This window comes from Selenomonas sp. oral taxon 892 str. F0426, assembly GCF_000468035.1.
Classification (GTDB): Bacteria; Bacillota; Negativicutes; order Selenomonadales; family Selenomonadaceae; genus Centipeda.
Genome location: NZ_KI260533.1, coordinates 70,461 through 92,808, shown reverse-complemented (window position 1 = coordinate 92,808; position 22,348 = coordinate 70,461). Strand labels below are relative to the sequence as shown.

Below are 22,348 nucleotides of genomic sequence, written 5' to 3'. Positions count from 1 at the left end.
AGACGACGTGGGAGAGTAGGTAGTTGCCGCAAAGATCAGAGCTCGTGAGAAATCACGGGCTCTTTTTATGTGCTTATAGCTTTTGTTACAGGCGCCCCTTCCACCGCTCGCGGTCCCCCTTCCCCGCCGATGCGGGGAAGGCTTTTAGGGAATCGCTGATAAAATGAAGTCCGTCAGATTGGCGTAGATTTTTTCGTCCGAACAAGGAGGCAAACCAGACGCATAGCCAAAGCTATGTGGAGGATTTGCCGACACAGTGCGGGCAAAAAAGATGCGCTAAGATGGCGCGGCTGAATTTATCAGTGCTTCCTTAGATAACGGCATTATAGCTTCCCCCCGTCGAAACGGGGCCTGTGCGCGGAACGGTAGAAGTGGCACTCGCAGCGTGACGAAAGGGGCGCTTGTACCTTGTTTGACAGAATATATTTTAGAGGCGCTTATTTTCTCGATTTATTTGATAATTGATTTTTTTCTCAAATTATACTGGAAAAATGAAAAAATTATGATATAATATCAACGTTAAAATGATAGACAGAATCATTCTATCGGATTCTGCTTTATCATTCGTATATTCGAGGGACAGAAAGGTGTTTTCCATGAAAACAAGGGCAAGAGCCGCATTGACATGTGCCGTACTGCTTCATGTTATGGGAGTATCCGGTACGGTTTGGGCGAACGAAGGCACGCAGGAGGCAGTCTCCACCGCCGACATCCATGTAGAGGCGGATGCAGCGAAGGAAGAGGCAAAGTATGAGTCGCAGTCCACGACGATCATCACGGCGGAGGACATCGTGAAGAAGCAGGCGAAGTCTGTTGAGGATATTATCTTTGACGAGACGGGTATGACGCGAAATATCGACGCGATGGGGCGCGTGACCGTCTCCATTCGTGGAGCGGAGCCGCGCCATACGCTCATCTTGATTGATGGTCAGCCCGTGATGGGCGACTTTGCAAAGTACACGGGTGCAGGTGACGAGCTGCAGCGTCTTGGGACGGAGAATGTCGCACGCATCGAGATCATCCGTGGCGCGGCGAGTGCGAAGTACGGCGCGGATGCCATCGGCGGCGTTGTCAACGTCATTACGAAGGAGGCGGCAAAGAAAGCGGGGATGCAGGTCAACCTCGAAGGACGGCGCACAAAGGGCGACGGAGACCTCTTTCCCTATGCGAACTTCTTCCTGCGTGCGGATTCCGGGCAGGTCGGGAAGCTGCGCATTGCGGCGTACGGCGGGAAGCGGGATATTCTGCCGATCTACAGTACAGAAACCTTCGGCGGTCTTATCAAGAGCGGCAGGTCTTATGAAGATGAGGAAAGCCTCGTGCGAAACTCGCTGCGCTACTATGGCGACATCAAGAATATCGGACTTGTCGCATCCTATGATCTCAACAAGAATCATAGCCTTTCTTTGAACCTCGATCATACAGCAGAGGATATGGAGCGCTACGTCAAGCGATCCAATTCAGGGGGAGAAGGGCTGCAGCACTTTAAGCGTGAAGTGGACCGCAATAACTATCGCCTCTCCTATCAGGGGCGCGGCAAGAGTTCAGACTGGAATGTCTCCCTTGACTATGCAAAGATGAACGAGGATGATATTACGCTGACCTCGGACTATATCAAATCCCCCTATGAGGGAAAAAATACGCTCAACTACATTGATGATCTCATGCATCAGCAGTGGAGTTTTAAGGCATCGGCGAATACGCAGCTGAGCAGCGATCATCTGCTGACCTACGGCATTGGCTACACGCAGGAGAAGGGGGAAGGCAGCCGTATCAAAAATGCGCCGAACAGCTATACGCGCATGATTGATCCGTGGGATTACGATAAGAACCTTTATACGAAAGGTGGCGCGGGTGCGCCATCTTCGCGTGTGCACGACTATGCGATGACGCGAAATGAAGCGGGAGTACCGAAGTATGACAATGAATACGAGTGGTATGGCCATAAGGATGCCTCCGGGCGCGCACAGGCACCGCTCTATACCTATCAAGACTATCTGAAATATGGGCCTCAGGGCTATGATAAAGACTGGAATCCGGCGCCGCCGGATGTTATGGCACGGCTTATGGCGTTTGGCAAACAGCTAAAGGATGATGCACGGAATCATGACCTGCCGATCCTGTCTGAGACATCGGCGATCAATCACTACTATGACAAAGATATGCGAAATTATGATCGTCAGACCTATGGACATGCGGCACTTTGGAACGGAAAGGCGTTCCATGAGGAGTTTGACGCGAGGCAGAATCGGATCAGCATCGGAAGCGTGGATATTAAGAAACAATATGTATTCGTGCAGGACACTTGGCAGGTGAATGACCGTACGATCCTCGCTCCGATTCTGCGCATTGACAACAGCAATCTCTTCGGCACACATGCGACGCTCAACCTCGGGCTGACGCACAACGTCGGCGGCAAATCGAACCGTCGTTTTAAGGCGAATCTCGGCACAGGCTATACGGAGCCGGGTATGGGCGAGCTGTACTATAACTGGGAGATGTACGCGGGGGCACCGATGGGGCTTGAGCGTGCACGTCTCGGCTACTACTGGGTCGGCAATCCCGATCTGAAGCCGGAGAAGTCCATCAATTTCGACATCGGTCTGGAGGGGGAGAGCAAGAACGGCAAGGATAGCTTCCGTCTGAATGCGTTCCACAATCGCATTCGGAACTATATGACGACGTACTTCACGGGGTATCTGATGGACTTCCATCCGGAAAATTCTGCTGATCTCAAATGGCTCCTGCCACCGGATATGATCTACAGTTTCAAGAATATCGGGCGGGCGGAGATCACGGGACTGGAGGCGGAGTACAACCACCGCTTTGACCGTCACTGGTCAACGAAGGTCGGCTATACCTATCTCCATGCGATCAACAAGAGTGACCCAATGATGCCCGATCGTCTGCTCGATCGTCCGCAGCACAAGATCGATCTCGGCATTACCTACGAGAATGCGGGTTGGCGCGCAACGCTCTGGGGCAACTACTATCTCAATATGCTCGACAGCAACAGCGTCGCGAATAACGGCAACTACTACGACTGGGATGGCATTGCGAAAAAATGGCACTATAACTTCCATGAGGGCGGTACGCAGACTTATGAGAAAAAGTCGTTCGGTATCTGGAACTTCATCCTGCAGAAGAATCTTGGCAAGGACGCGAGCGCCTATATCGGCGTGGACAACATCCTGAACCACCGCGACGACGACCGTGCGTTCCAAGAGCGGATGTATCGTATTGGCGTGAATATGAAATTCGGTCCCGATGCAGATACCGTGCCGATGACTGCGGAGGAGCGTGCGGCACGTACGGCGGCAAACGAAGCCACGTTGGAAAAGAAGGCACGCTTTATCATCCCGCCGTTCGATGTACAGAAGGAAATCGGCACACGTTTCATCGGCGACTACCGTTGGCGGTGGAACAGCTTCACGGGAAAGGAAAAGCCCTCGGAAGCGCGCGTCACAACTGTCGCGAGTGTCGGCGACAGCGCATATAAGAACTACCTTGAGAAGGCGGGACACGGATTCGAGCAGCGATTGCGGGCGGGCGTGGATGCGCGCCTTGACGAGAATACGAACATCACTGTCCTCGGCAGTCTCGCGGGTACGTCGGGCGTCGATACGGAGACGGATGCGGCGCAGTCGAAGGGGCTGAACCATGCACACCTCGATACGGCGGATGTGACGCGACACATGAAGGCATGGGATCTCTCCCTCGGGCGGCTGACCGAGCCGATGGGCGTAACGGGCTACTACTTTGGCAAGGAGTACGACGGCGGGCGTGCCGTCTGGACGAGCAAGAGGACGCAGGTACGTCTTGGCTACGGTGACTTTCGCCGCTCTACGGGGATCGCAGACTCTGCGTATACGCATGCGACGCGGCAGAGCTTTGTGCGCGGCGTGACCAAGGAGGAGTGGTTGGGTTATAAAGCGACCTCGATCAACAGCCATACGACGGACGCCGTTCCGTATTATCCGAACTACAGCACTCTCATCAAGGATACCCCGGGCTTTGACGGGCTTTATCAGCGACTCGCCAAAGCGCAGAGTTTGGCAGAGCAAAAGCAAATTCTTGACGAGTATCTGAATGTTGTCAAACAGGATAATCCCAAAGTATATCAGAAATTGATGGATCGATTGTCCAAGGAAGGAGAAATAGAGCACGATGATTTCGCATGGTACAAGGTGACCGTGAAGGATGAGGATGGAGATGTTGTCGGGACATATCTTTCGCAGAAAGAAATTCCGCAGTTGGAGAAACTGCACCCGGAAGAAAGCCTTTCCTATCAGGACAGATTCAATCGCGAGAAGATGGAGGATGTCACCCGTAAGGCATGGGAGTCGGCAGAATCAGATCTGGAGACGACGCGGACGCAGGTGGATAGGCGTGAAGATATCGACGGTCATCCGAGTGGGGTTTATAAGCTGACTTATGAGTTCTACGGCTATGGAACATATCACGGAAAGAAGCCGATTCTTGGCTACAACCTGAAGATGAGTGATTTGCAGCCCGGAGATTTCCGACCAATGACAAAGGAGGAGGCGAAAGACCGTACGATCCGATCCTCTTGGGATAAAAGCGCTTACCACGGGGTGCAGTCGCTGAAACGCGATCCGGATGATCCCGATACCGCATTTACACTAAGGGGGATGATTCCGGCAGGCAATAAGAGGGGGATCTCGCATCTCGGTCAAAGAATCATCAACTATCTGATTGAAGATGATCGGTGGGGACCGGAGGACAAGAGCGCTCTGCCGCTCAATCTGCTGAAACGTGCGGGCTATTTTGTCCTGCAAGTTGGCACAGTTCTCGAACGCGACCGCATTCCTGCCATCAAGCAGGCGGCATATATGCAGGTGCGCCATGAGGTTACGCCGAATCTTGGCGTTGGGGCGTTCTATCTGCGCTCGCTCGGCGGCAATACGAACACGTTCCGTGCGGCGAACGGCACGGGGAACGATATCAATACGTTCGATACGCTCGCGAATGTCGTCGGTGTCGGCGCACGCTATCGGCTCACAAAGAATGCCGCGCTCTCCTTTGACTACGGTGCGAACTTCACGGACTTCGGACGCTATATGAACGGGCATACGCGCTATGAGCATACGTCGGGTACGTCTGACTTTGCCATCAAGGGACGCGAGCGCGGTACTACGCCGACGTTCTGGGTCATGCGCCTCGATGTCGGTCAGGCGGATATGGATGTCGCGGGCAGTTGGAACGCCTTCATCGACTATAAGCGTTTCGAGCACGGTTCGTTCTTCGGCGGCAATGGGACGGAGTCTCTGCCCGACCGCTACCTCGACGGCATCAAAAGCTTTACCATCGGTGCGGGCTATGTCCCCGTGCAGAATCTCATGGTTGAGGCGTTCTACACGTTCGGTGCGAAGGGCATCAATGCGCGTGATACGCTCTATGGGCCGGAGCGATTCCGCCTCGGTGACTATGCGCGTATGCAGGTGACATATCGGTTCTGAGGTGCTTGACGAATCACTCGTTGCGTCGTATAATAAACATAAGAAAAAGGTGCTGTCGGTAAACGGTCAGCCCCTACATTAGGAAATAGCTAAGATTAGCCGCCTAAGTTTGGTCACTGCGGGCGGCTCTTCTTATGCTCTGAATGCTACAATACAGATTGTAACGAGGAAGACAAACGAAAGAAATTCGTATGGTCCCATAGGCAATACCCCCTTTCGGGGGCGTGAATTGACCGCCTACCGTTATGACAACACCTAGGCACATATAGCACGAGAAAAGACCTTTGTTAACCTCAGTATTATTTTTCTTTGAAAGGGTGACCATACTGATCACATTATCAAAGCCGTTCGATTTTCGGACGATGTTATATCTGAATCTGCTGCTCATGTGCGTTCTGATCTTCTCGGGGCGGCAGGAGGTGCTGATTCTGTCCTTTGTACTCTCGACTCTTGTCTTTGCGACGGTTGGCAGTGCGGCGCAGACGGTGAAGTTTATCCTCGGCTTTCTCGCGCTGCTTGTGCTCCAATATGGGGCGGAGCTGCTGCGCGGCACGGATCTGCCGCGCGGGTTAATCCTCGTGCCGCAGCTGATCGCCTTTATCGCACTGCGCATCTATCCGTTCGTCGTGCTCGGCATTGCGCTCAAGAAGAGCACGAATATCGCGGAGATCACGACGGCACTCTCGCGTCTGCGTCTGCATCGGGGCATCATTCTCAGCATTGTGGTGATGATCCGCTATCTGCCGGCGATGAAGGACGATTTTCGCGTGATTGTGGACGCAATGCGTCTCAAGGGGATTCCTGTGTCGCTCGGCTATGTCGTACGTCATCCGATGAAGGCAATCGAGTATTTTGTTGTGCCGATGCTGTTCCGCAGTGAGAAGATCACGGAGGAGTTCTCGGGAGCGGCGCTCGTCAAGGGCTATGAATACAGCGGGACGCGCACGTCCTATTTCGATGTCCGCATGGGCGGCAAGGATTGGGCGATGATCTTCCTTGCGCCGCTTGCCTTTGCGCTCTGTCTTACCGTTGTTTGAGGGTATGCGCTATGATTGAGTTACAGAGTGTAGGCTTTCAATATCAGGACAGGGCGCAGCGGAGCATCAGCGGGAACTCCTGCACGGCAGGGGCGAGCGAGGTGATCGTGATCGCGGGGGAGAGCGGCTGCGGGAAGTCAACGCTCCTGCGCCGCATCAATGGTCTCTGTCCCGGCTTCTACGAGGGCACGACGGAGGGGAAGGTTCTCCTCGCCGGACAGGATGTGCAGAATCTCCGCATTGGGGATATTTCGCGGATTGCGGCGACGGTGTTCCAGAATCCCGACAATCAGTTCTTTACGCTCGATGTGCTGTCCGATCTCGTGTTTGGCTGTGAAAACTTCGGTGTGCCGCGTGATGAGATCGAGCGGCGGCTGCGCTCTGTCGTGGAGACACTTTCGCTTGAGCGTTTTCTTGGACGGAAGTTCTCGGAGCTGTCGGGCGGGGAGAAGCAGAAGATTGCGATTGCCTCGGCACTGATGTTGGAGTGCAAGATCCTGCTGCTGGACGAGCCGTCGGCAAATCTCGACTATCCGTCGATTGCGCTGCTGCGCCGCACGATTGAGGAGCTGAAGGAGCGCGGCTATACGATTGTGGTGGCAGAGCATCGTCTCTACTATCTGCACGGCGTATGCGACCAACTTGTCATAATGGAGCATGGGACGATTGTGCGCCGCTATCGCGATGCTGAGATGAATGCACTCAATAACGAGGCACTGAACGCGTTCGGCATACGCGGCTTCGACCTTTTCCATACGCGTGCGGCGTGTGAGCAGGCTGCTCCTGCGATGGGCGGTGCAGAGCTGCTGTCACTTGAACATATTTCGTTTGGCTATGTGCGCGGGCAGGATGTCCTGCGCGATGTCTCGCTCTCCGTACGCGCGGGTGACCGTATCGCGCTCCTCGGGCATAACGGCTGCGGCAAGAGTACGCTCGCGAAAATCATCTGCGGGCTGCTGCGGGAGCGGGGCGGTCGTCTCTCTGTCGGCGGGGAGCCCCTTGCCGCACGCAGACGCTATACGGCGGTCAGCTATGTGATGCAGAATGTGGATTTTCAGATCTTCGGTTCGAGTCTCTATCATGATCTCCTGCTTGGCAATGAGGAGGCGGAGGACATCGATGCGCGCATTCGTACGGTGCTTGCGCAGTTCCGCCTGCTGCCGCTGATCGACGAGCATCCCATGCGGCTGTCGATGGGGCAGAAGCAGCGGCTTGTGATTGCTGCCGCCTGTCTTCTGCACAAGCGCATCGGTATTTTCGATGAGCCGACGAGCGGGTTGGACTACGGTAATATGCGGACGGTCTGCACGCTCATCGATGAATTTACGGGGGCGGAGAATGCCGCCATCATCATTACGCATGACTACGAGTTCATCATGAATTCGTGCAACCGCGTCATTCTCCTCGAGGATGGGCGGATTGCAGAGGATTTTGCACTGCGCGACGCAGCTGCACTAGAGAGGCTGTTTCGTGAGCGGATTGGATAAAACTGGAGGTACTCTATGAATTCCTGGAAAATCAGCGACTTTGTCCTGATCGGTATACTCTCGGCACTGTACGGCGTGCTCGTGCTGGGCATCGGCGCGCTCACCGTGCTGCTCTCGCCCGCGATGCACGCACTGAGTCCTGCGCTGATCGGCGTGCTGCTCGGTACGGTATTTTTGTTCGTGGTGAAGAAGATTCCGAAGTTCGGTGCGATCACGCTGTTTGCGGCGATCAGCACGGCGCTCTTTGCCGGATTCTCCGGGATGATGTATGTGCCCTTCGTCGGCTCGGTGACGGCGGTGGCGCTCATCATCGATCTGATCGCTTCGCGGCTCAGCTATCGGATTCCCGTGCTCGCGGCGGGCTACGGGCTGATTCAGGCAGCGTACGTGTTCGGCGGCGCAATCCCGCTCCTCTTCTTCCTCGACCAGGAGATGATTCGCTGGCAGGAGGCGGGCATGGATATGGAGCGGATTCAGAAGTTCGTCGAGCACAGTACGGGCGTATTCCTTGCGGCGGGCATGGGGATTGCCTTTCTCGGGGGCTTCATCGGGATCTATATTGGAAAGCGGATTTTGAGGAAGCATTTTAAGGAAATTGCATAATCGGTGTGCATCTCTCTCGTTTCGACGGGGGAGATTTTTTATTTTAGGACTAGAAATTGAGGAAATAATGTGTATAATATTATAATTATAGTGATAATGAATCTTGTTCCATGATAGAAAGGCGGTCTTTGTGAAGATCAAAGGGAAGTCGGCTCTGGCTTGCGCCGTGTTAATTCATCTGATGATGCCTGTGTCGAGTGTATGGGCGGATGAAAGTCAGGGGAATGGGGTTTCCACGGAAGATATTCATGTGGAAACAGATGCCGCTAAGGAAGAAGCGAAATATGAATCGCAATCGACGACGATCATTACGGCGGAGGATATTGCGAAGAAACAGGCGAAATCGGTTGAGGATATAATTTTCAGCGAAACAGGCATGACTCGTAATGTGGATGCGATGGGACGTGTGACTCTTTCGATTCGCGGGGCAGAACCACGGCATACACTCATCCTCATCGATGGGCATCCCGTCATGGGAGACTTTGCAAAGTACAGCGGACAGGCGGATGAGCTGCAGCGCCTCGGGACGGAAAATGTCGAGCGCATCGAGATCGTTCGCGGTGCGGCGAGTGCGAAGTACGGCGCAGATGCTATTGGCGGCGTTGTCAATATCGTTACGCGCAGAGCTGAGGATGTGCCCGTCCTGCGGTTCAATGCGGAGGCCCTTCGCGTCAAGTCGGATGATGGCGCCTTACCCTACAAGAACTTTTTCCTGCGGGCGGACAGTGGCAAACTCGGGAAATTCCAAGGGGCGATCTATGGCAGTAAACGGGATATCATGCCGATCTATAGTGAAAAGATATTCTACAACGGGGTGAATACGAACGGCGCGATTCGGAATTCACTGCGCTATTTTGGCGATATCAAAAATATCGGTTTTTTGGGGACGTATTCATTTGATGACAAACATGCGATTGATTTCTCCGTAGATCGTGCCGATGAGGAGATGGATCGCTTTACGAAGCATTCGGAGGATGCACCGGATCCCGTGGTTCATTACAAGCGAAGCATCAACCGCGATACGTATCGTATGAGTTACTACGGGCAAGCGAAAAATACAAACTGGAAGATCGACTTCAATCATGCAAAGATGATGGAGGATGATGTGACGCTGTCTTCTGTCGCGACGTTCTCAAAATACGAGGGAAAGAATACGCTGCGTTATCTGGATCATATTCTGCATAAGGAATGGAATCTCAAGGCAAGTGCTGGGACACAGCTGAATGATCGACATCTGCTGAGCTACGGATTCGGGGTCAGCAAGGAAAGCGGAGAGGGAAGCCGCCTGAAAGGTGCTCGAAATATCCGAACACGATATATTGATCCGTGGGATTACGATAAGAATTTACACAGCGAGGAGGATGGTTCACCTAGCTCGCGTATCAAAGACCATCCGATGTATCTGAACGAGAACGGGATTCCACAGTACGATAAGGAATACGCGCTCTATGGTTACAAGGATGCCTATGGGAAGACACAAGTTCCACCATATACCTTTGAGGACTATGAAAATGGAACTAATGAAGATAAAATTCCAGACTTTGTGGCGGAGCTGCGCAGAGATAATCCAGCCGAGCTCTTCCTCGATGAGGACGGTGATCCTCTGGATGATGATACGATTATGCGTCGGTATTACGGCACATATAACAGGACGCTCACGTGGCACGGCAAGAAATTCGAACAGGAGGAGATGGATCGAAAGAACCGTCAGACCATCGGGCAGGCGGATATCAAGAAACAGCACTTCTTCGTCCAGGATTTCTGGCAGATGGGGAAGGATACGATCTTCATGCCGAGTGTGCGGCTCGACCACAGCAGTCTATTCAGCTCGCATGTCAGCTTTAACATGGGGCTGACACATTCGCTCGGAGGAAATACCAACCGGCGGTTCAAGGCGAATATCGGTACGGGATATACGGAGCCGGGGATGGGGGAACTCTACTATCACTGGGAGATGTATGCCGGTATGCCGTACGATATCGGCGTCGGGAAGCTCGGTTATTACTGGTTCGGCAATCCCAATCTGAAGCCGGAGAAATCGCTTAATTTTGACTTGGGCTTTGAAGCAGAACAGGGAAAGAGTCAGATTCGCATCAATGCATTTCACAATCGAATTCGGGATTATATGACGACGTATTTCACGGGCGAGCTGATGCACTTCCACCCAGAAGCGGATGCGAAGAAGGAGACGTGGATCACGCCGCCCGATATGATCTACAGTTTTAAGAACATCGGAAGGGCGGAGATCACGGGGATTGAGACAGAGCTGTCGCAAAAGATGGATGAACATTTCTCTTGGAAGCTCGGCTATACCTATCTCTATGCGATCAATAAGAGTGATCCCAATATGCCGCGTCAGCTCCTCAATAAGCCCCGGCACAAGATTGACATCAGCCTGACCTATGAAAATAAAAAAACGGGATGGCGTGCCTCACTCTGGGGTGACTATTATCTGCGCATGCTCGACAGCAATACCATTGCGAACAATGGGAACTATGTGCATAACGATCTCGGAGACGGCAGTACGCAGTACAATTTTGCAAAGGGCGGGCAGCAGACCTACGAGCGCAAGAGTTTCGGTATATGGAACCTCCTTGTTCAGAAGCAGATCGACAAGGATTCCGTCGTGTATCTGGGGATCGATAATCTGTTCAATCATCGGGACGACGATCAGGCAATGCGGGAGCGCGTATATAAGCTCGGCATCAATCTGAAATTTGATGGCATCTCAGGACGTAGGTCGCTTGCGCGGGAGGCTCTTGCCAAGGCACAAGAAGACGGGGGCATTCTCAGGAATTTTATCACGCCTCCATTTGATACAAAACGCGAAGTGGGCACTACAATCTTTGGAGACTACCGTTTGCGCTACAATTCGTTCACCGGAAAGAACAAGCCCAGTGAGGCACGCGTAACAACACGTTCTAGTATCGGTTCAGCATATAAAAACTATTTGGAGAAGGGAGATCAGGGATTTGAACAGCGTCTTCGTGTCGGTGCGGATATGCGCGTTGGTACAAATACGAATGTCACGCTAATCGGCAGCGCCTCCGGTACAAAAGATGTTGATACGACGCAGGACGTTGGTGCGCCTGCCCTCAAAGAGGCACGTGTTGAAAATGTCGATGTGACGCAGCATGCGAAGGTATGGGATCTCAGCCTCGGACGCCTGACCGAGCCAATGGGGGTAACGGGCTATTGGTTTGGAAAGGAGTATGATGGTGCGCGTGCCGTATGGACGGGGCAACGCAGTCAGGTGCGTGTCGGCTTCGGTGATTTCAGCAAGAGCACGGGGATTTCGGACTCTGCCTATAGCCGTGCGGTGAACGAGGTGTTTCTGCGTCCGCCGACGAAGAAGGAGTGGCTCGGATATGACCGCGATCTTGTCAATGATGAGAACTACAGTGTGCCCAGTGTGCAGACGGCAGGCTTTGAGTCTCTCTATGACAAATTGAGGCGAGCCTCCTCGTTCGAGGAAGAAAAGAGCATCCTAGACTCGTACTTTAATCTGATCGGCCAGGATGATCCAACTGCCTATAACAAGATCAAGCAGGCAGCGCAGTATGAAACAAACAGTCACATCTGGCGTATTGTCACGGCGCGGGATCGGAATGGGAATGTCAAGGGGCGTTATCTGATGACCGATCTCTTTATGACTGTTCCCGGGGGCAGTGATCCATTTGATAAGAACAATCTGCGTACCGCAGGCGAAACTTCGTGGAATACAGTCATGACGCGGAGCGGAGAGAATCCTGAGACATGGCGGCGGTATGTTTCGAGTTCGGCTCTCTTGTCGTCACAGCAGTATACGTTCACTTCGGAGTTCTATGGTTATGGTGTCTATAAGGGGAGCGAAACCCTGCAAGCACTTGGCAGCGGAACCACATATAATGGAAAGAACTATGCGGGGATTCCGCTGGAGAAGTTTAATCCTGCAGATTTTCAGACGATAACGCAGGCGGAGGCCAAGGAGAAGGCACTCTCATCCCTGTACGAAAAAAGTTCTGCGCTGGAACCGCTCTATAAGAAAATGTCGAATGGAGACAATGCAATCGGCTACCGTCGTGCATCGCTCTCGCCTGTTGCACAGCGCATCCTCGCGCTTGCGGCATCGGATAACTATTGGAGGCCCGAGGAAAACAGCAAATTGCCGCTCCATCTGCTCGCCCGTGCAGGATACCTCTTCCCACAGCTTGGCGTTGTCCTCCATACGGATCAGATTCCTGCGCTCAAGCGAGCAATCTTCGTGCAGGCACGACATGAGGTGACGCCTCAGGTCGGTATTGCTGCATGGTATCTGCGCTCGGTCGGCGGTAATTCGCATCGCTTCCTGACGGCGAACGGGACAGGGAATGATGTCGATGTCTTTGATACGACGGCGAATGTGATTGGAATCGGTGCAAAGTGGCAGCTTGGGAAGAATCTTGCACTTTCGGTTGACTATGGGCAGAACCGCAGCGCTTTTGGCCGCTATATGAACGGAGCTACACGATGGGCGCATACAGCGGGGACTTCGGCATTTACGCCGCAGGGACGTGCGTATGGCGGCACGCCTACGTTTCGTGTGCTGCGTCTCGACGTAGGCCGCGCGGATATGGATGCAGCAGGCAGCTGGAATGCCTTTGTCGACTACAAGGCGTTCGAGCATGGTTCTTTCTTTGGCGGCAATGGAACGGAAGCTCTGCCGGATCGCTATCTTGACGGTATTCGAAGCTTTACGGTCGGAGCAGGATATGTGCCTGTAGAGAATTTGCTTGTCGAGACATTCTATACCTTCGGTGCGAAGGGGCTTCATGCGCGTGACACATTGTATGGGGCAGAGAACTTCAAGCTCGGAAACTATACGCGTGTGCAGGTGACCTATCGATTCTGAGGAAATCGGAACAATATGATAGAAGGACTGTTGTACGGAGGACATAGCTCCTGCAACAGTCCTTCTTTTTTGTGAAAAAGAATCTCAATTATTTGTTTTGTTTATAGATCGTGTCTTAGCTTATTGACTTTTTATATGAAAGCAAATACAATGATGAAAATGTCAATCCCGAGTATTTTTGTAAGGATTAAGCTATAGATTATTTTAAGGAGAGTTAGCATGGCAGATGTATTGCTGCAGATAAAGGATCTTCACGCAGGCGTGGAGGGTAAGGCGATTCTGAAGGGGCTTGACCTCACGATCCGCAAGGGTGAGGTGCACGTTATCCTTGGGCCGAACGGTTCGGGCAAGTCGACGCTGATGAATGTCATCATGGGGCATCCAAAGTATGAGATGACGGGCGGCAGTCTCGTGCTCGAGGGCGAGGATATCGGTGAGATGCGCGCGTTCGAGCGTGCGCGGCGCGGGCTGTTCCTCGCATTCCAGACGCCGGAAGAGATTCCGGGCATCACGGTGGAGAACATGATCCGCACGGCGCGTCAGATGATGACGGGCGAAAAGGTGAAGCTCATGCCGTTCCGCAAGGAACTGAATGCGATGATGGCGGAACTGAAGATCGACCCGAGCTATGCACAGCGCTATCTGAACGTCGGCTTCTCGGGCGGTGAGAAGAAGCGCAGCGAGGTGCTGCAGCTCCTCATGCTCCAGCCGAAACTGGCGCTGCTCGATGAGACAGATTCGGGGCTGGATGTGGATGCCGTGCAGATTGTGTCCGAGGGTGTGGCGAAGTTCCATACGACGGAGAATTCCTGTCTCATCATCACGCATAATGCGCGCATTCTTGATAAGCTGAAGGTGGACTACGTGCATGTCCTCGCGCAGGGAAAGATTGCGCGTGAGGGGGGCGCAGAGCTCATTCAGCAGATTAATAATGAGGGCTTTTCCCATATTCTCGCCGACCAGGATAAAGTGGGGTGAGCCGGATGGAGGATTTCGTACCAAAGAAAAAGACGCAGGTCGCCGATATCGAGCGGACGATCTACGATATTACGAATGAGGATCGCTCGGCATATAAGTCGCAGTCGGGTCTGACGGAGGAGATCATCCGCGACATCTCGGCACGCAAGAATGATCCGGAGTGGATGCTGAAATTTCGTCTGAAATCGCTGGATGTATACAATGCGACCCCGATGCCAGCATGGGGGCCGGATCTCTCCGATCTGAATATGGATGATATCGTGACCTACGTGCGCCCCGATGCGAAGATGGTCGGGGACTGGAACGAGGTGCCCGAGGATATCAAGGATACGTTCGACCGTCTGGGTATCCCCGAGGCGGAGAAAACGTCGCTCGCGGGCGTCGGCGCGCAGTACGACTCCGAGGTGGTCTATCACTCGATTCAGGAGTCGCTCGTGGAGCAGGGCGTTGTGTATACGGATATGGAGACAGCGCTGCAGGAGTACGGCGACATTGTACAGCAGTACTTCATGACGCTCGTGCCGCCGAAGGCACATAAGTTTGCTGCGCTGCACGGCGCGGTCTGGTCGGGCGGCTCGTTCGTCTATGTACCCGAGGGGGTCAAGGTAGATATCCCGCTGCAGTCCTATTTCCGTCTGAATGCGGCGGGGGCGGGGCAGTTCGAGCACACGCTCATCATTGTAGAGAAGGGCGCGAGCCTGCATTTCATCGAGGGGTGTTCTGCGCCGAAATACAATGTGACGAATCTCCATGCGGGCTGTGTCGAGCTGTTCGTCAAGGAGGGGGCGCGTCTGCGCTACTCGACGATCGAGAACTGGTCGCGCAATATGATGAACCTCAACACGAAGCGCGTGAAGGTGGAGAAGGACGGCGCGATCGAGTGGGTCTCCGGCTCGTTCGGCTCGCACGTATCGATGCTCTACCCGACGAGCATTCTGCACGGAGAGAATGCGACCTGTGAGTTCACGGGCGTCACGTTCGCCTCGAAGGGACAGGAACTGGATACGGGTGCAACGGTGATCTTCGACGCGCCGAATACGTCGGCGAATATCAGCACGCGCTCGATCTCGAAGTCGGGCGGTGTCGCAATCTACCGCAGCGGAGTCAAGGTGACGCCGCGTGCGGTGGGAGCAAAGTGCTCGGTCAACTGCGAGTCGCTGATGCTGGATGCGGAGTCCCGCAGCGATACGCTGCCCGTGATGGATGTCGCGTGTGACGCGGTGGACATCGGACATGAGGCGAAGATTGGGCGCATCAGCGACGAGGCGATCTTCTATCTGATGAGCCGAGGCATTGACGAGGAGGAGGCGCGCGCGATGATCGTGCGCGGCTTTGTCGAGCCGATTGCGAAGGAGCTGCCGCTCGAGTATGCGGTTGAGATGAATAATCTGGTCAACATTGAGTTGGAAGGAACGATGGGGTGATGGCAATGCAGGACGTATTCAGCCGTATCCCCATGCCGACATGGCGCTGGCTCGGGGTCAATGATCTCCCTGTGCCTGCGGGGCTTGTGGATACAAGAGATGAAATCAGGCTCTCCGCTGCTGCTGGGGAGCGTTCAAAATATACAGTGGAACTGCGCGAGAACGGGGCACAGGAGATCTATGTAGATGTCGCAGAGGGCGCGGAGCTTGCGCTGACCTACATCCAGTTTGCGCCGACGGATGCGCCTGCGGCAAGCCGCATTCATGCAAATGTGGCGCGCGGGGGGCTGTTCTCGTGTACGCTCGTCGAAGCGGGCGCTGTTCATACGGCTTCCGAGCTGCGCGTGACGCTCGCGGGCGATGAGGCGCGCGCGGATGTCTGGGGGCTGTACTTCGGGGATGAGGCGCGCAAGATTGACCTCAACTATATCATCCGTCAGGAAGGACGCCATACGGACGCGAATATGCAGGTGCGCGGTGCTCTGCTTGACCGCAGCGTCAAGACGTTTCGCGGGACACTGGACTTCATTCAGGGCGCGCGCGGCTCGGTCGGCAAGGAGGACGAGGAGGTCATGATCCTCTCGCCTCATGCACGCAATCACAGCGTGCCGCTTATGCTCTCACACGAGGGCGACGTGGACGGGCATCATGCGGTCAGCATCGGACGGATGGACGAGGACAAGCTCTTCTATCTGATGAGCAGGGGGCTTGATGAGCGCGCGGCGCAGCAGCTGGTTGTAGAGGCGTCCTTTGAGCCGGTACTGGCACGCATTGAGAGCGAAGAGCTGCGCGCGGAGATTGGCAGCTACCTTGAGAGGAGACTTTTGGGTGGAACGCAGGAATAACGAGTACTTGCAGGATTTTCCGATCCTGCAGACAAAGATGAACGGTCGTCCCATTGTCTATCTCGACAACGGTGCGACGACGCAGAAGCCGGAGGCAGTCATCAAGGCGGTCGCTGACTACTGCACCTACTGCAATGCGAATCCGCATCGCGGCGCGTATGAGCTGTCAATCAAGGCGACGGATATCTATGAGACGGCGCGCAGCCGTACGCAGCAGTTCATCGGTGCGGCGCGTCCCGAGGAGATCATCTTTACGAAGAATGCGACAGAGGCGCTGAACCTCGTCGCATACAGCTACGGGCGTGCAAATATCCGCGAGGGCGATGAGATCGTCATCACGATCTCGGAGCACCACAGCAACATCGTGCCGTGGCAGTTCGTGGCAAAGGCGCGCGGTGCGGTGCTGAAATACATCTATCTCGAGGAGGACGGCAATCTCTCCGCAGCGGATATTGCGGCGCAGATTACGGAAAAGACGAAGATCGTCGCCGTGACCCACGTATCGAATGTGCTTGGTCTCGTCAACGATGTGCGTACGATTGCCGACCGCGCCCATGCGGTCGGAGCGGTCATTGTCGTGGACGGCTCACAGAGCGTGCCGCATATTGCGGTGGATGTGCAGGCAATGGATGCGGATTTCTTCGCATTCTCGGGGCACAAGATGCTCTCGCCGATGGGTATCGGCGTGCTCTACGGGAAGTATGATATTCTCGATGCCATGCCGCCGTTCCTCTTTGGCGGGGATATGATCGAGTATGTCGGTGAACAGGATACAACATACGCGGAGCTGCCGGCGAAGTTCGAGGCGGGGACGCAGAATGTCAGCGGGGCATCGGGGCTGATTGCGGCGATCGACTACCTTGAAAAGGTCGGATTTGACCGCATCGAAACGATTGAGCGCGATCTCATTTCCTACGCACTGCCGAAGCTGCGCGAACTGCCGTTTGTGGAGCTTTACGGCTGTGACAGCACACGCGACAATAAGACGGGCATCATCACGTTCAATGTGAAGGACATTCATCCGCATGATGTGGCGTCGATCCTCGACAGCTACGGCGTTGCGATCCGCGCGGGGCATCACTGCGCACAGCCGCTGATGCGCTATCTCGGGCAGAACGCGACCTGCCGTGCGAGCTTCTATCTCTACAACACACATGAGGACATTGACCAGTTCTTTGAGGCTCTGAAAAAGGTACGGGGGGTGCTCGGCTATGGCGACTGAGACAGCGGCGCTCAGTGAACTCTATACGGAGGTCATCGGTGAGCACAGCCGCTCGCCCGAGAACAAGGGGGCGCTCGCGGCTGCAACCGTGCGTGAGCGTGGGCACAATCCGAGCTGCGGCGATGAGATCACGCTCGAACTCGAGATTGCAGACGGCATCATCAAGGACGGCGGCTTTACGGGCGTTGGATGTGCGATCTCACAGGCGAGCACGGACATTATGATCGATCTCATGCGCGGCAAGACGGTCGAGGAGGCGCACCGTCTTGCGCAGCTCTTCACTGCAATGATCAAGCGCGAGGTCACGGATGACGATGTGCTCGAGGAACTGGATGAGGCGGTCGCGCTCAAGAATATCTCGAATATGCCGGCGCGCGTGAAATGCGCGGTGCTTGCATGGCACACGCTCGAGGATGTCCTGAAGGAAGGACAAACGTCATAAACTGGGGACTGCTTTGGGAAGTTTTCGCTTCTCAGAGCAGTCCTTTCACATTTTTCATTGTATGAATACTAGCTTTTTTGTGCGTGTCCATGTATAATAAATGAATCTTGCAAATTTGAAATGATAGTAAAGGTGGGATTTCGATGCGGATGACAACGGCTATGAAAGGCCTCGCTCTTGGCATCGCAGTGCTTGGGCTCGGAATGATGGCGGGCTGCGGCGGCGATCAGAAGGCAAGCGGTGAGAAGTCGTATAAGATCGGCATTGTCCAGCTGGTCGAGCACAATGCTCTCGATGCGGCGAATCGTGGGTTCGTGGATGGACTCAAGGCGCGCGGCTACGAGGAGGGCAAGAACCTCACGATCGACCGCCAGAATGCACAGGCGGATCAGTCGAACCTGCAGAACATCGCACAGCGCTTCGTCAGCGACAAGGTGGATCTCATCTGCGCGATTGCGACCCCGGCGGCACAGTCGGTGGCAAATGCGACGAAGGACATTCCCGTTGTCGGCACGGCGATTACGGACTATGTGAGCGCGAAGCTCGCGCAGACGAATGAGAAGCCGGGCGCCAACATCACAGGCACGAGCGATCTCAACCCGATCAAGGAGCAGGTCGACCTTCTCATCAAGCTCTATCCGAATGCAAAGACGATCGGCACGATCTACTCATCCAGTGAGGTCAACTCCGAGATTCAGATCAAGGCGATGACGGAGTACGCTGAGTCGAAGGGGCTGAAGGTGCGTGCGGCAACGGTCTCGACGGTCAACGACATCCCGCAGGCGGCGCAGAGCCTCGTTGGCGAGGTGGATGTGTTCTATGAGCCGACAGACAATGTCATCTCCTCCTCGATTCCGACGCTCGTGGGCGTGACGGATGCAGCGGGGAAGGCTGTTATCTGTGCCGAGCCGTTCATGGTGACGGGCGGCTGCCTTGCGACCTACGGTATCGACTACTATAAGCTCGGCGTTCAGACGGGTGACATGGCGGCGGATATCCTTGAGGGCAAGAAAAAGCCGGCAGACATGCCGATCGAGACGGCGCGCGACCTGACGCTCGTCATCAGCAAGGGCAATGCGGCGAAGCTGGGTCTGACGATTCCGGAGGATGTGCTCAAGGATGCAACTCTGGTGGACTAATACAGAAATAGAAAAGGTGGGGATTCGATGCAGATGAAAAGACTCGCAAAGTGTGCTGCACTTGGCATCGCCGCCCTCGGAATTTTGGTGTCGGCGGGATGCGGGCAGCAGGCAGAGAAGGGTGAGAAAACGTATAAGGTCGGGATTGTTCAGCTCGTGGAGCACAGTGCGCTCGACGATGCGAACCGCGGCTTTGTGGACGGACTCAAGGCGCGCGGATATGAGGAAGGCAAAAACCTTACGATCGACCGCCAGAATGCACAGGCAGATCAGTCGAACCTCCAGAACATTGTGCAGCGCTTTATCAGTGACAAGGTGGATCTCATCTGTGCGATTGCAACCCCGGCCGTGCAGTCGGCGGCAAACGCAACGAAGGATATTCCCATTGTCGGCACGGCGGTCACGGACTACGTGAGCGCGAAGGTTGTAAAGTCGAACGATGCTCCGGGCGGCAACGTTACGGGCACGAGCGACATGAGCCCGATCGCCGATCAAATCGACCTGCTCATGAAACTCTATCCGAATGCGAAGACGATCGGCACGATCTACACGTCCAGTGAGATCAACTCGGAGATTCAGGTCAAGGCGATGACGGAATATGCTGAGTCGAAGGGACTCACGGTGCGCACGGCGACGATCTCGACGGTCAACGATATTCAGCAGGCAGCGCAGAGCATGGCAGGCGAAGTGGATGTGTTCTATGAGCCGACGGATAATGTGATCGCATCCGCGATGCCGACGCTCACGAGCATCACAGATGCAGCGGGAAAAGGTGTGATCTGTGCCTTTGAGGGCGGCGTCACAGCAGGTGCTCTTGCGACCAAGGGGGTTGACTACTACAAGCTCGGTGTTCAGACGGGCGACATGGCAGCGGACATCCTCGAGGGCAAGAAAAAGCCGTCGGATATGAAGATTGAGACGGCGCGTGATCTCATGGTCGTCGTCAACAAGAAGAATGCGGAGAAAATCGGTCTGACGATTCCTACCGATGTACTGAACGGTGCGACGATTGTGCCGTGATTTTTCTTTCAAACACAGCGAAGCGGACACGCAGTGTGTCCGCTTTTTTTAGGGAGTGACGTTATGGATCTCGTCATTGCGACAGCGGCGCAGGGTGTCCTGTGGGGACTCTATGCGCTCGGTGTCTATCTGACTTATCGCGTATTGGATATTGCCGATCTGACGGTTGAGGGCAGTTTTCCTCTGGGGGCTGCTGTCGCCGCCTCCATGCTCGTGGCGGGTCACACTCCGCTGACGGCAATTTTTGCGGCATGCATGGCAGGCTGCGTCTCGGGCGTCATTACGGGATTTTTCTGCACGAAACTCAAGATTCCTGCGCTGCTCGCGGGTATTCTGACGATGATCGGACTGTACTCCATCAATCTGCGCGTCATGGGCAAGGCAAATCTGCCGCTCCTGCAGCAGGAGACACTCTTTACCGAGTGGAATATCTGGGGACTGGATGCGGCGACGAATATCCTGCTCATCGGTGCGGTCGTTGTCGTGCTTGCGATTCTCCTCACGTATTGGTTCTTTGGTACGGAGCTGGGCATGGCGATCCGTGCGACGGGCGCGAATCCGCACATGATCCGTGCGAACGGCGTGAATACGGACGTGATGATCGTGCTCGGACTCCTGCTCTCGAATGGCATGGTTGCGATCTGCGGCGCGCTCGTCGCACAGAGCAACGGCTTTGCGGATGTCGGCATGGGCACGGGCACGATCGTTATCGGTCTTGCCTCCGTCATCATCGGCGAGGTGCTGTTCGGCACGCGCAGCTTTAAGAACTGGCTGATCTCCGTCGTGCTCGGGTCGGTTGTCTATCGTGCGGTCATCGCAATTGTGCTGCAGCTCGGCATGCCGCCCAATGACCTCAAGCTCTTTACGGCAATTCTCGTGGCGATCGCACTCTCGCTGCCCCTCATCCAGTCGAAATATCATGCGATGAAGAAGGGGGCAGAGTAATGCTGCACATAGAGGATATCAGAAAGACGTTCAATCCGGGAACGATCACGGAGAAAAAAGCGCTCTCGGGCATTACGCTCCACCTGAATCCCGGCGATTTCGTCACGGTGATCGGCGGCAACGGCGCGGGCAAGTCTACGCTGATGAATGCGATTGCAGGGGCGATCTCTGTGGATACGGGTAAGATCTCGATTGCGGGCGAGGACATTACGAAGTGGCCGGAGCATCGCCGCGCAAAATTCATCGGGCGCGTCTTCCAAGACCCGATGATGGGGACGGCGGCGCGCATGATGATCGAGGAGAACCTTGCGATTGCGGCGCGCCGTGGTGAGACGCCGACGCTGCGCTGGGGATCTACGAGCGAGATGCGCGACGTGTTCCGCGAGAAGCTGGCACGTCTCAAACTCGGTCTCGAGAATCGTCTTTCATCGCGTGTGGGGCTGCTCTCGGGCGGACAGCGGCAGGCGCTGACACTCCTCATGGCGACGCTGGTGAAGCCGAATCTCCTGCTGCTCGATGAGCATACGGCGGCGCTCGATCCGAAGACGGCGGCAAAGGTGCTTGAGCTGACCGAGCAGATCGTTTCGGAGGATCAGCTGACTACGCTTATGATTACGCACAATATGAAGGATGCGCTGCACTATGGCAACCGCCTCATCATGCTGCACGAGGGGCGCATCCTCTTCGACGTGCCGCAGGAGAAAAAGCAGGGGCTGACGACGCGCGATCTCCTCTCTATGTTCGAGCAGGCGGCGGGCAGCGAACTGGCTAATGATAGTCTACTTTTAAGCTAATCGAAACCTAACGCTCTTCACAAGACGTTCTAAATCCGCTTCGTTATATTATCTATGAAAGC

At 54.8% G+C, this 22,348-nt stretch carries 14 protein-coding genes; all 14 read left to right on the top strand.

Annotated features, from left to right (window positions below; genetic code table 11):
• The first annotated feature begins 647 nt into the window (after positions 1 to 647).
• The 14 genes from HMPREF1992_RS03745 (at position 648) to HMPREF1992_RS03680 (ending at position 22,286) form a co-directional block, all read left to right on the top strand.
• Positions 648 to 5,480, top strand: a complete 4,833-nt coding sequence (locus HMPREF1992_RS03745) for a TonB-dependent siderophore receptor (RefSeq protein WP_231366951.1) — start codon at positions 648 to 650, stop codon at positions 5,478 to 5,480.
• Positions 5,481 to 5,842: 362 nt separating this feature from the next.
• A complete protein-coding gene (locus HMPREF1992_RS03740; protein WP_021684507.1) occupies positions 5,843 to 6,517 on the top strand; it encodes an energy-coupling factor transporter transmembrane component T in 675 nt (224 codons plus the stop codon).
• Between the two features lie 11 nt (positions 6,518 to 6,528).
• On the top strand, positions 6,529 to 8,004 hold the full coding sequence (locus HMPREF1992_RS03735) for an ABC transporter ATP-binding protein (protein ID WP_021684506.1): 1,476 nt from the start codon (positions 6,529 to 6,531) through the stop codon (positions 8,002 to 8,004).
• A gap of 15 nt (positions 8,005 to 8,019) precedes the next feature.
• Positions 8,020 to 8,607 (top strand): MptD family putative ECF transporter S component, encoded by a 588-nt coding sequence (locus HMPREF1992_RS03730; protein WP_021684505.1) that lies wholly within the window; start codon positions 8,020 to 8,022, stop codon positions 8,605 to 8,607.
• Between the two features lie 130 nt (positions 8,608 to 8,737).
• On the top strand, positions 8,738 to 13,477 hold the full coding sequence (locus tag HMPREF1992_RS03725; RefSeq protein WP_037358450.1) for a TonB-dependent receptor domain-containing protein: 4,740 nt from the start codon (positions 8,738 to 8,740) through the stop codon (positions 13,475 to 13,477).
• A gap of 219 nt (positions 13,478 to 13,696) precedes the next feature.
• The gene (gene sufC, locus HMPREF1992_RS03720; protein WP_021684503.1) at positions 13,697 to 14,455 is read left to right on the top strand and encodes a Fe-S cluster assembly ATPase SufC; all 759 of its coding nucleotides are present in this window, start codon (positions 13,697 to 13,699) and stop codon (positions 14,453 to 14,455) included.
• Positions 14,456 to 14,460: 5 nt separating this feature from the next.
• Positions 14,461 to 15,879, top strand: a complete 1,419-nt coding sequence (gene sufB / locus HMPREF1992_RS03715) for a Fe-S cluster assembly protein SufB (RefSeq protein ID WP_021684502.1) — start codon at positions 14,461 to 14,463, stop codon at positions 15,877 to 15,879.
• Positions 15,879 to 16,724 (top strand): SufD family Fe-S cluster assembly protein, encoded by an 846-nt coding sequence (locus HMPREF1992_RS03710; protein ID WP_021684501.1) that lies wholly within the window; start codon positions 15,879 to 15,881, stop codon positions 16,722 to 16,724. Before sufB ends, HMPREF1992_RS03710 begins: the two co-directional genes overlap by 1 nt.
• Entirely contained in the window at positions 16,708 to 17,946 is a 1,239-nt protein-coding gene (locus HMPREF1992_RS03705) for a cysteine desulfurase (protein ID WP_021684500.1), read from the top strand. Before HMPREF1992_RS03710 ends, HMPREF1992_RS03705 begins: the two co-directional genes overlap by 17 nt.
• On the top strand, positions 17,936 to 18,388 hold the full coding sequence (gene sufU / locus HMPREF1992_RS03700; RefSeq protein ID WP_021684499.1) for a Fe-S cluster assembly sulfur transfer protein SufU: 453 nt from the start codon (positions 17,936 to 17,938) through the stop codon (positions 18,386 to 18,388). Before HMPREF1992_RS03705 ends, sufU begins: the two co-directional genes overlap by 11 nt.
• A 143-nt stretch (positions 18,389 to 18,531) precedes the next feature.
• Positions 18,532 to 19,527, top strand: a complete 996-nt coding sequence (locus HMPREF1992_RS03695; RefSeq protein WP_021684498.1) for an ABC transporter substrate-binding protein — start codon at positions 18,532 to 18,534, stop codon at positions 19,525 to 19,527.
• A 27-nt stretch (positions 19,528 to 19,554) separates the two neighbouring features.
• Entirely contained in the window at positions 19,555 to 20,547 is a 993-nt protein-coding gene (locus HMPREF1992_RS03690; protein ID WP_021684497.1) for an ABC transporter substrate-binding protein, read from the top strand.
• Between the two features lie 63 nt (positions 20,548 to 20,610).
• Entirely contained in the window at positions 20,611 to 21,492 is an 882-nt protein-coding gene (locus HMPREF1992_RS03685; RefSeq protein ID WP_021684496.1) for an ABC transporter permease, read from the top strand.
• Positions 21,492 to 22,286, top strand: coding sequence for an ABC transporter ATP-binding protein (locus HMPREF1992_RS03680; RefSeq protein WP_021684495.1), 795 nt, complete (start codon positions 21,492 to 21,494; stop codon positions 22,284 to 22,286). The genes HMPREF1992_RS03685 and HMPREF1992_RS03680 overlap by 1 nt, the downstream gene beginning before the upstream one ends.
• The last annotated feature ends 62 nt before the right edge of the window (positions 22,287 to 22,348 follow it).

What these genes read in the sequence shown, in the direction of transcription:
- HMPREF1992_RS03745 (WP_231366951.1), top strand. Translation starts at nt 648, where the DNA reads ATGGGAGTATCCGGTACGGTTTGGGCGAACGAAGGCACGCAGGAGGCA.
- HMPREF1992_RS03740 (WP_021684507.1), top strand. Translation starts at nt 5,843, where the DNA reads ATGTTATATCTGAATCTGCTGCTCATGTGCGTTCTGATCTTCTCGGGG.
- HMPREF1992_RS03735 (WP_021684506.1), top strand. Translation starts at nt 6,529, where the DNA reads ATGATTGAGTTACAGAGTGTAGGCTTTCAATATCAGGACAGGGCGCAG.
- HMPREF1992_RS03730 (WP_021684505.1), top strand. Translation starts at nt 8,020, where the DNA reads ATGAATTCCTGGAAAATCAGCGACTTTGTCCTGATCGGTATACTCTCG.
- sufC (WP_021684503.1), top strand. Translation starts at nt 13,697, where the DNA reads ATGGCAGATGTATTGCTGCAGATAAAGGATCTTCACGCAGGCGTGGAG.
- sufB (WP_021684502.1), top strand. Translation starts at nt 14,461, where the DNA reads ATGGAGGATTTCGTACCAAAGAAAAAGACGCAGGTCGCCGATATCGAG.
- HMPREF1992_RS03710 (WP_021684501.1), top strand. Translation starts at nt 15,879, where the DNA reads ATGGCAATGCAGGACGTATTCAGCCGTATCCCCATGCCGACATGGCGC.
- sufU (WP_021684499.1), top strand. Translation starts at nt 17,936, where the DNA reads ATGGCGACTGAGACAGCGGCGCTCAGTGAACTCTATACGGAGGTCATC.
- HMPREF1992_RS03695 (WP_021684498.1), top strand. Translation starts at nt 18,532, where the DNA reads ATGCGGATGACAACGGCTATGAAAGGCCTCGCTCTTGGCATCGCAGTG.
- HMPREF1992_RS03690 (WP_021684497.1), top strand. Translation starts at nt 19,555, where the DNA reads ATGCAGATGAAAAGACTCGCAAAGTGTGCTGCACTTGGCATCGCCGCC.
- HMPREF1992_RS03685 (WP_021684496.1), top strand. Translation starts at nt 20,611, where the DNA reads ATGGATCTCGTCATTGCGACAGCGGCGCAGGGTGTCCTGTGGGGACTC.
- HMPREF1992_RS03680 (WP_021684495.1), top strand. Translation starts at nt 21,492, where the DNA reads ATGCTGCACATAGAGGATATCAGAAAGACGTTCAATCCGGGAACGATC.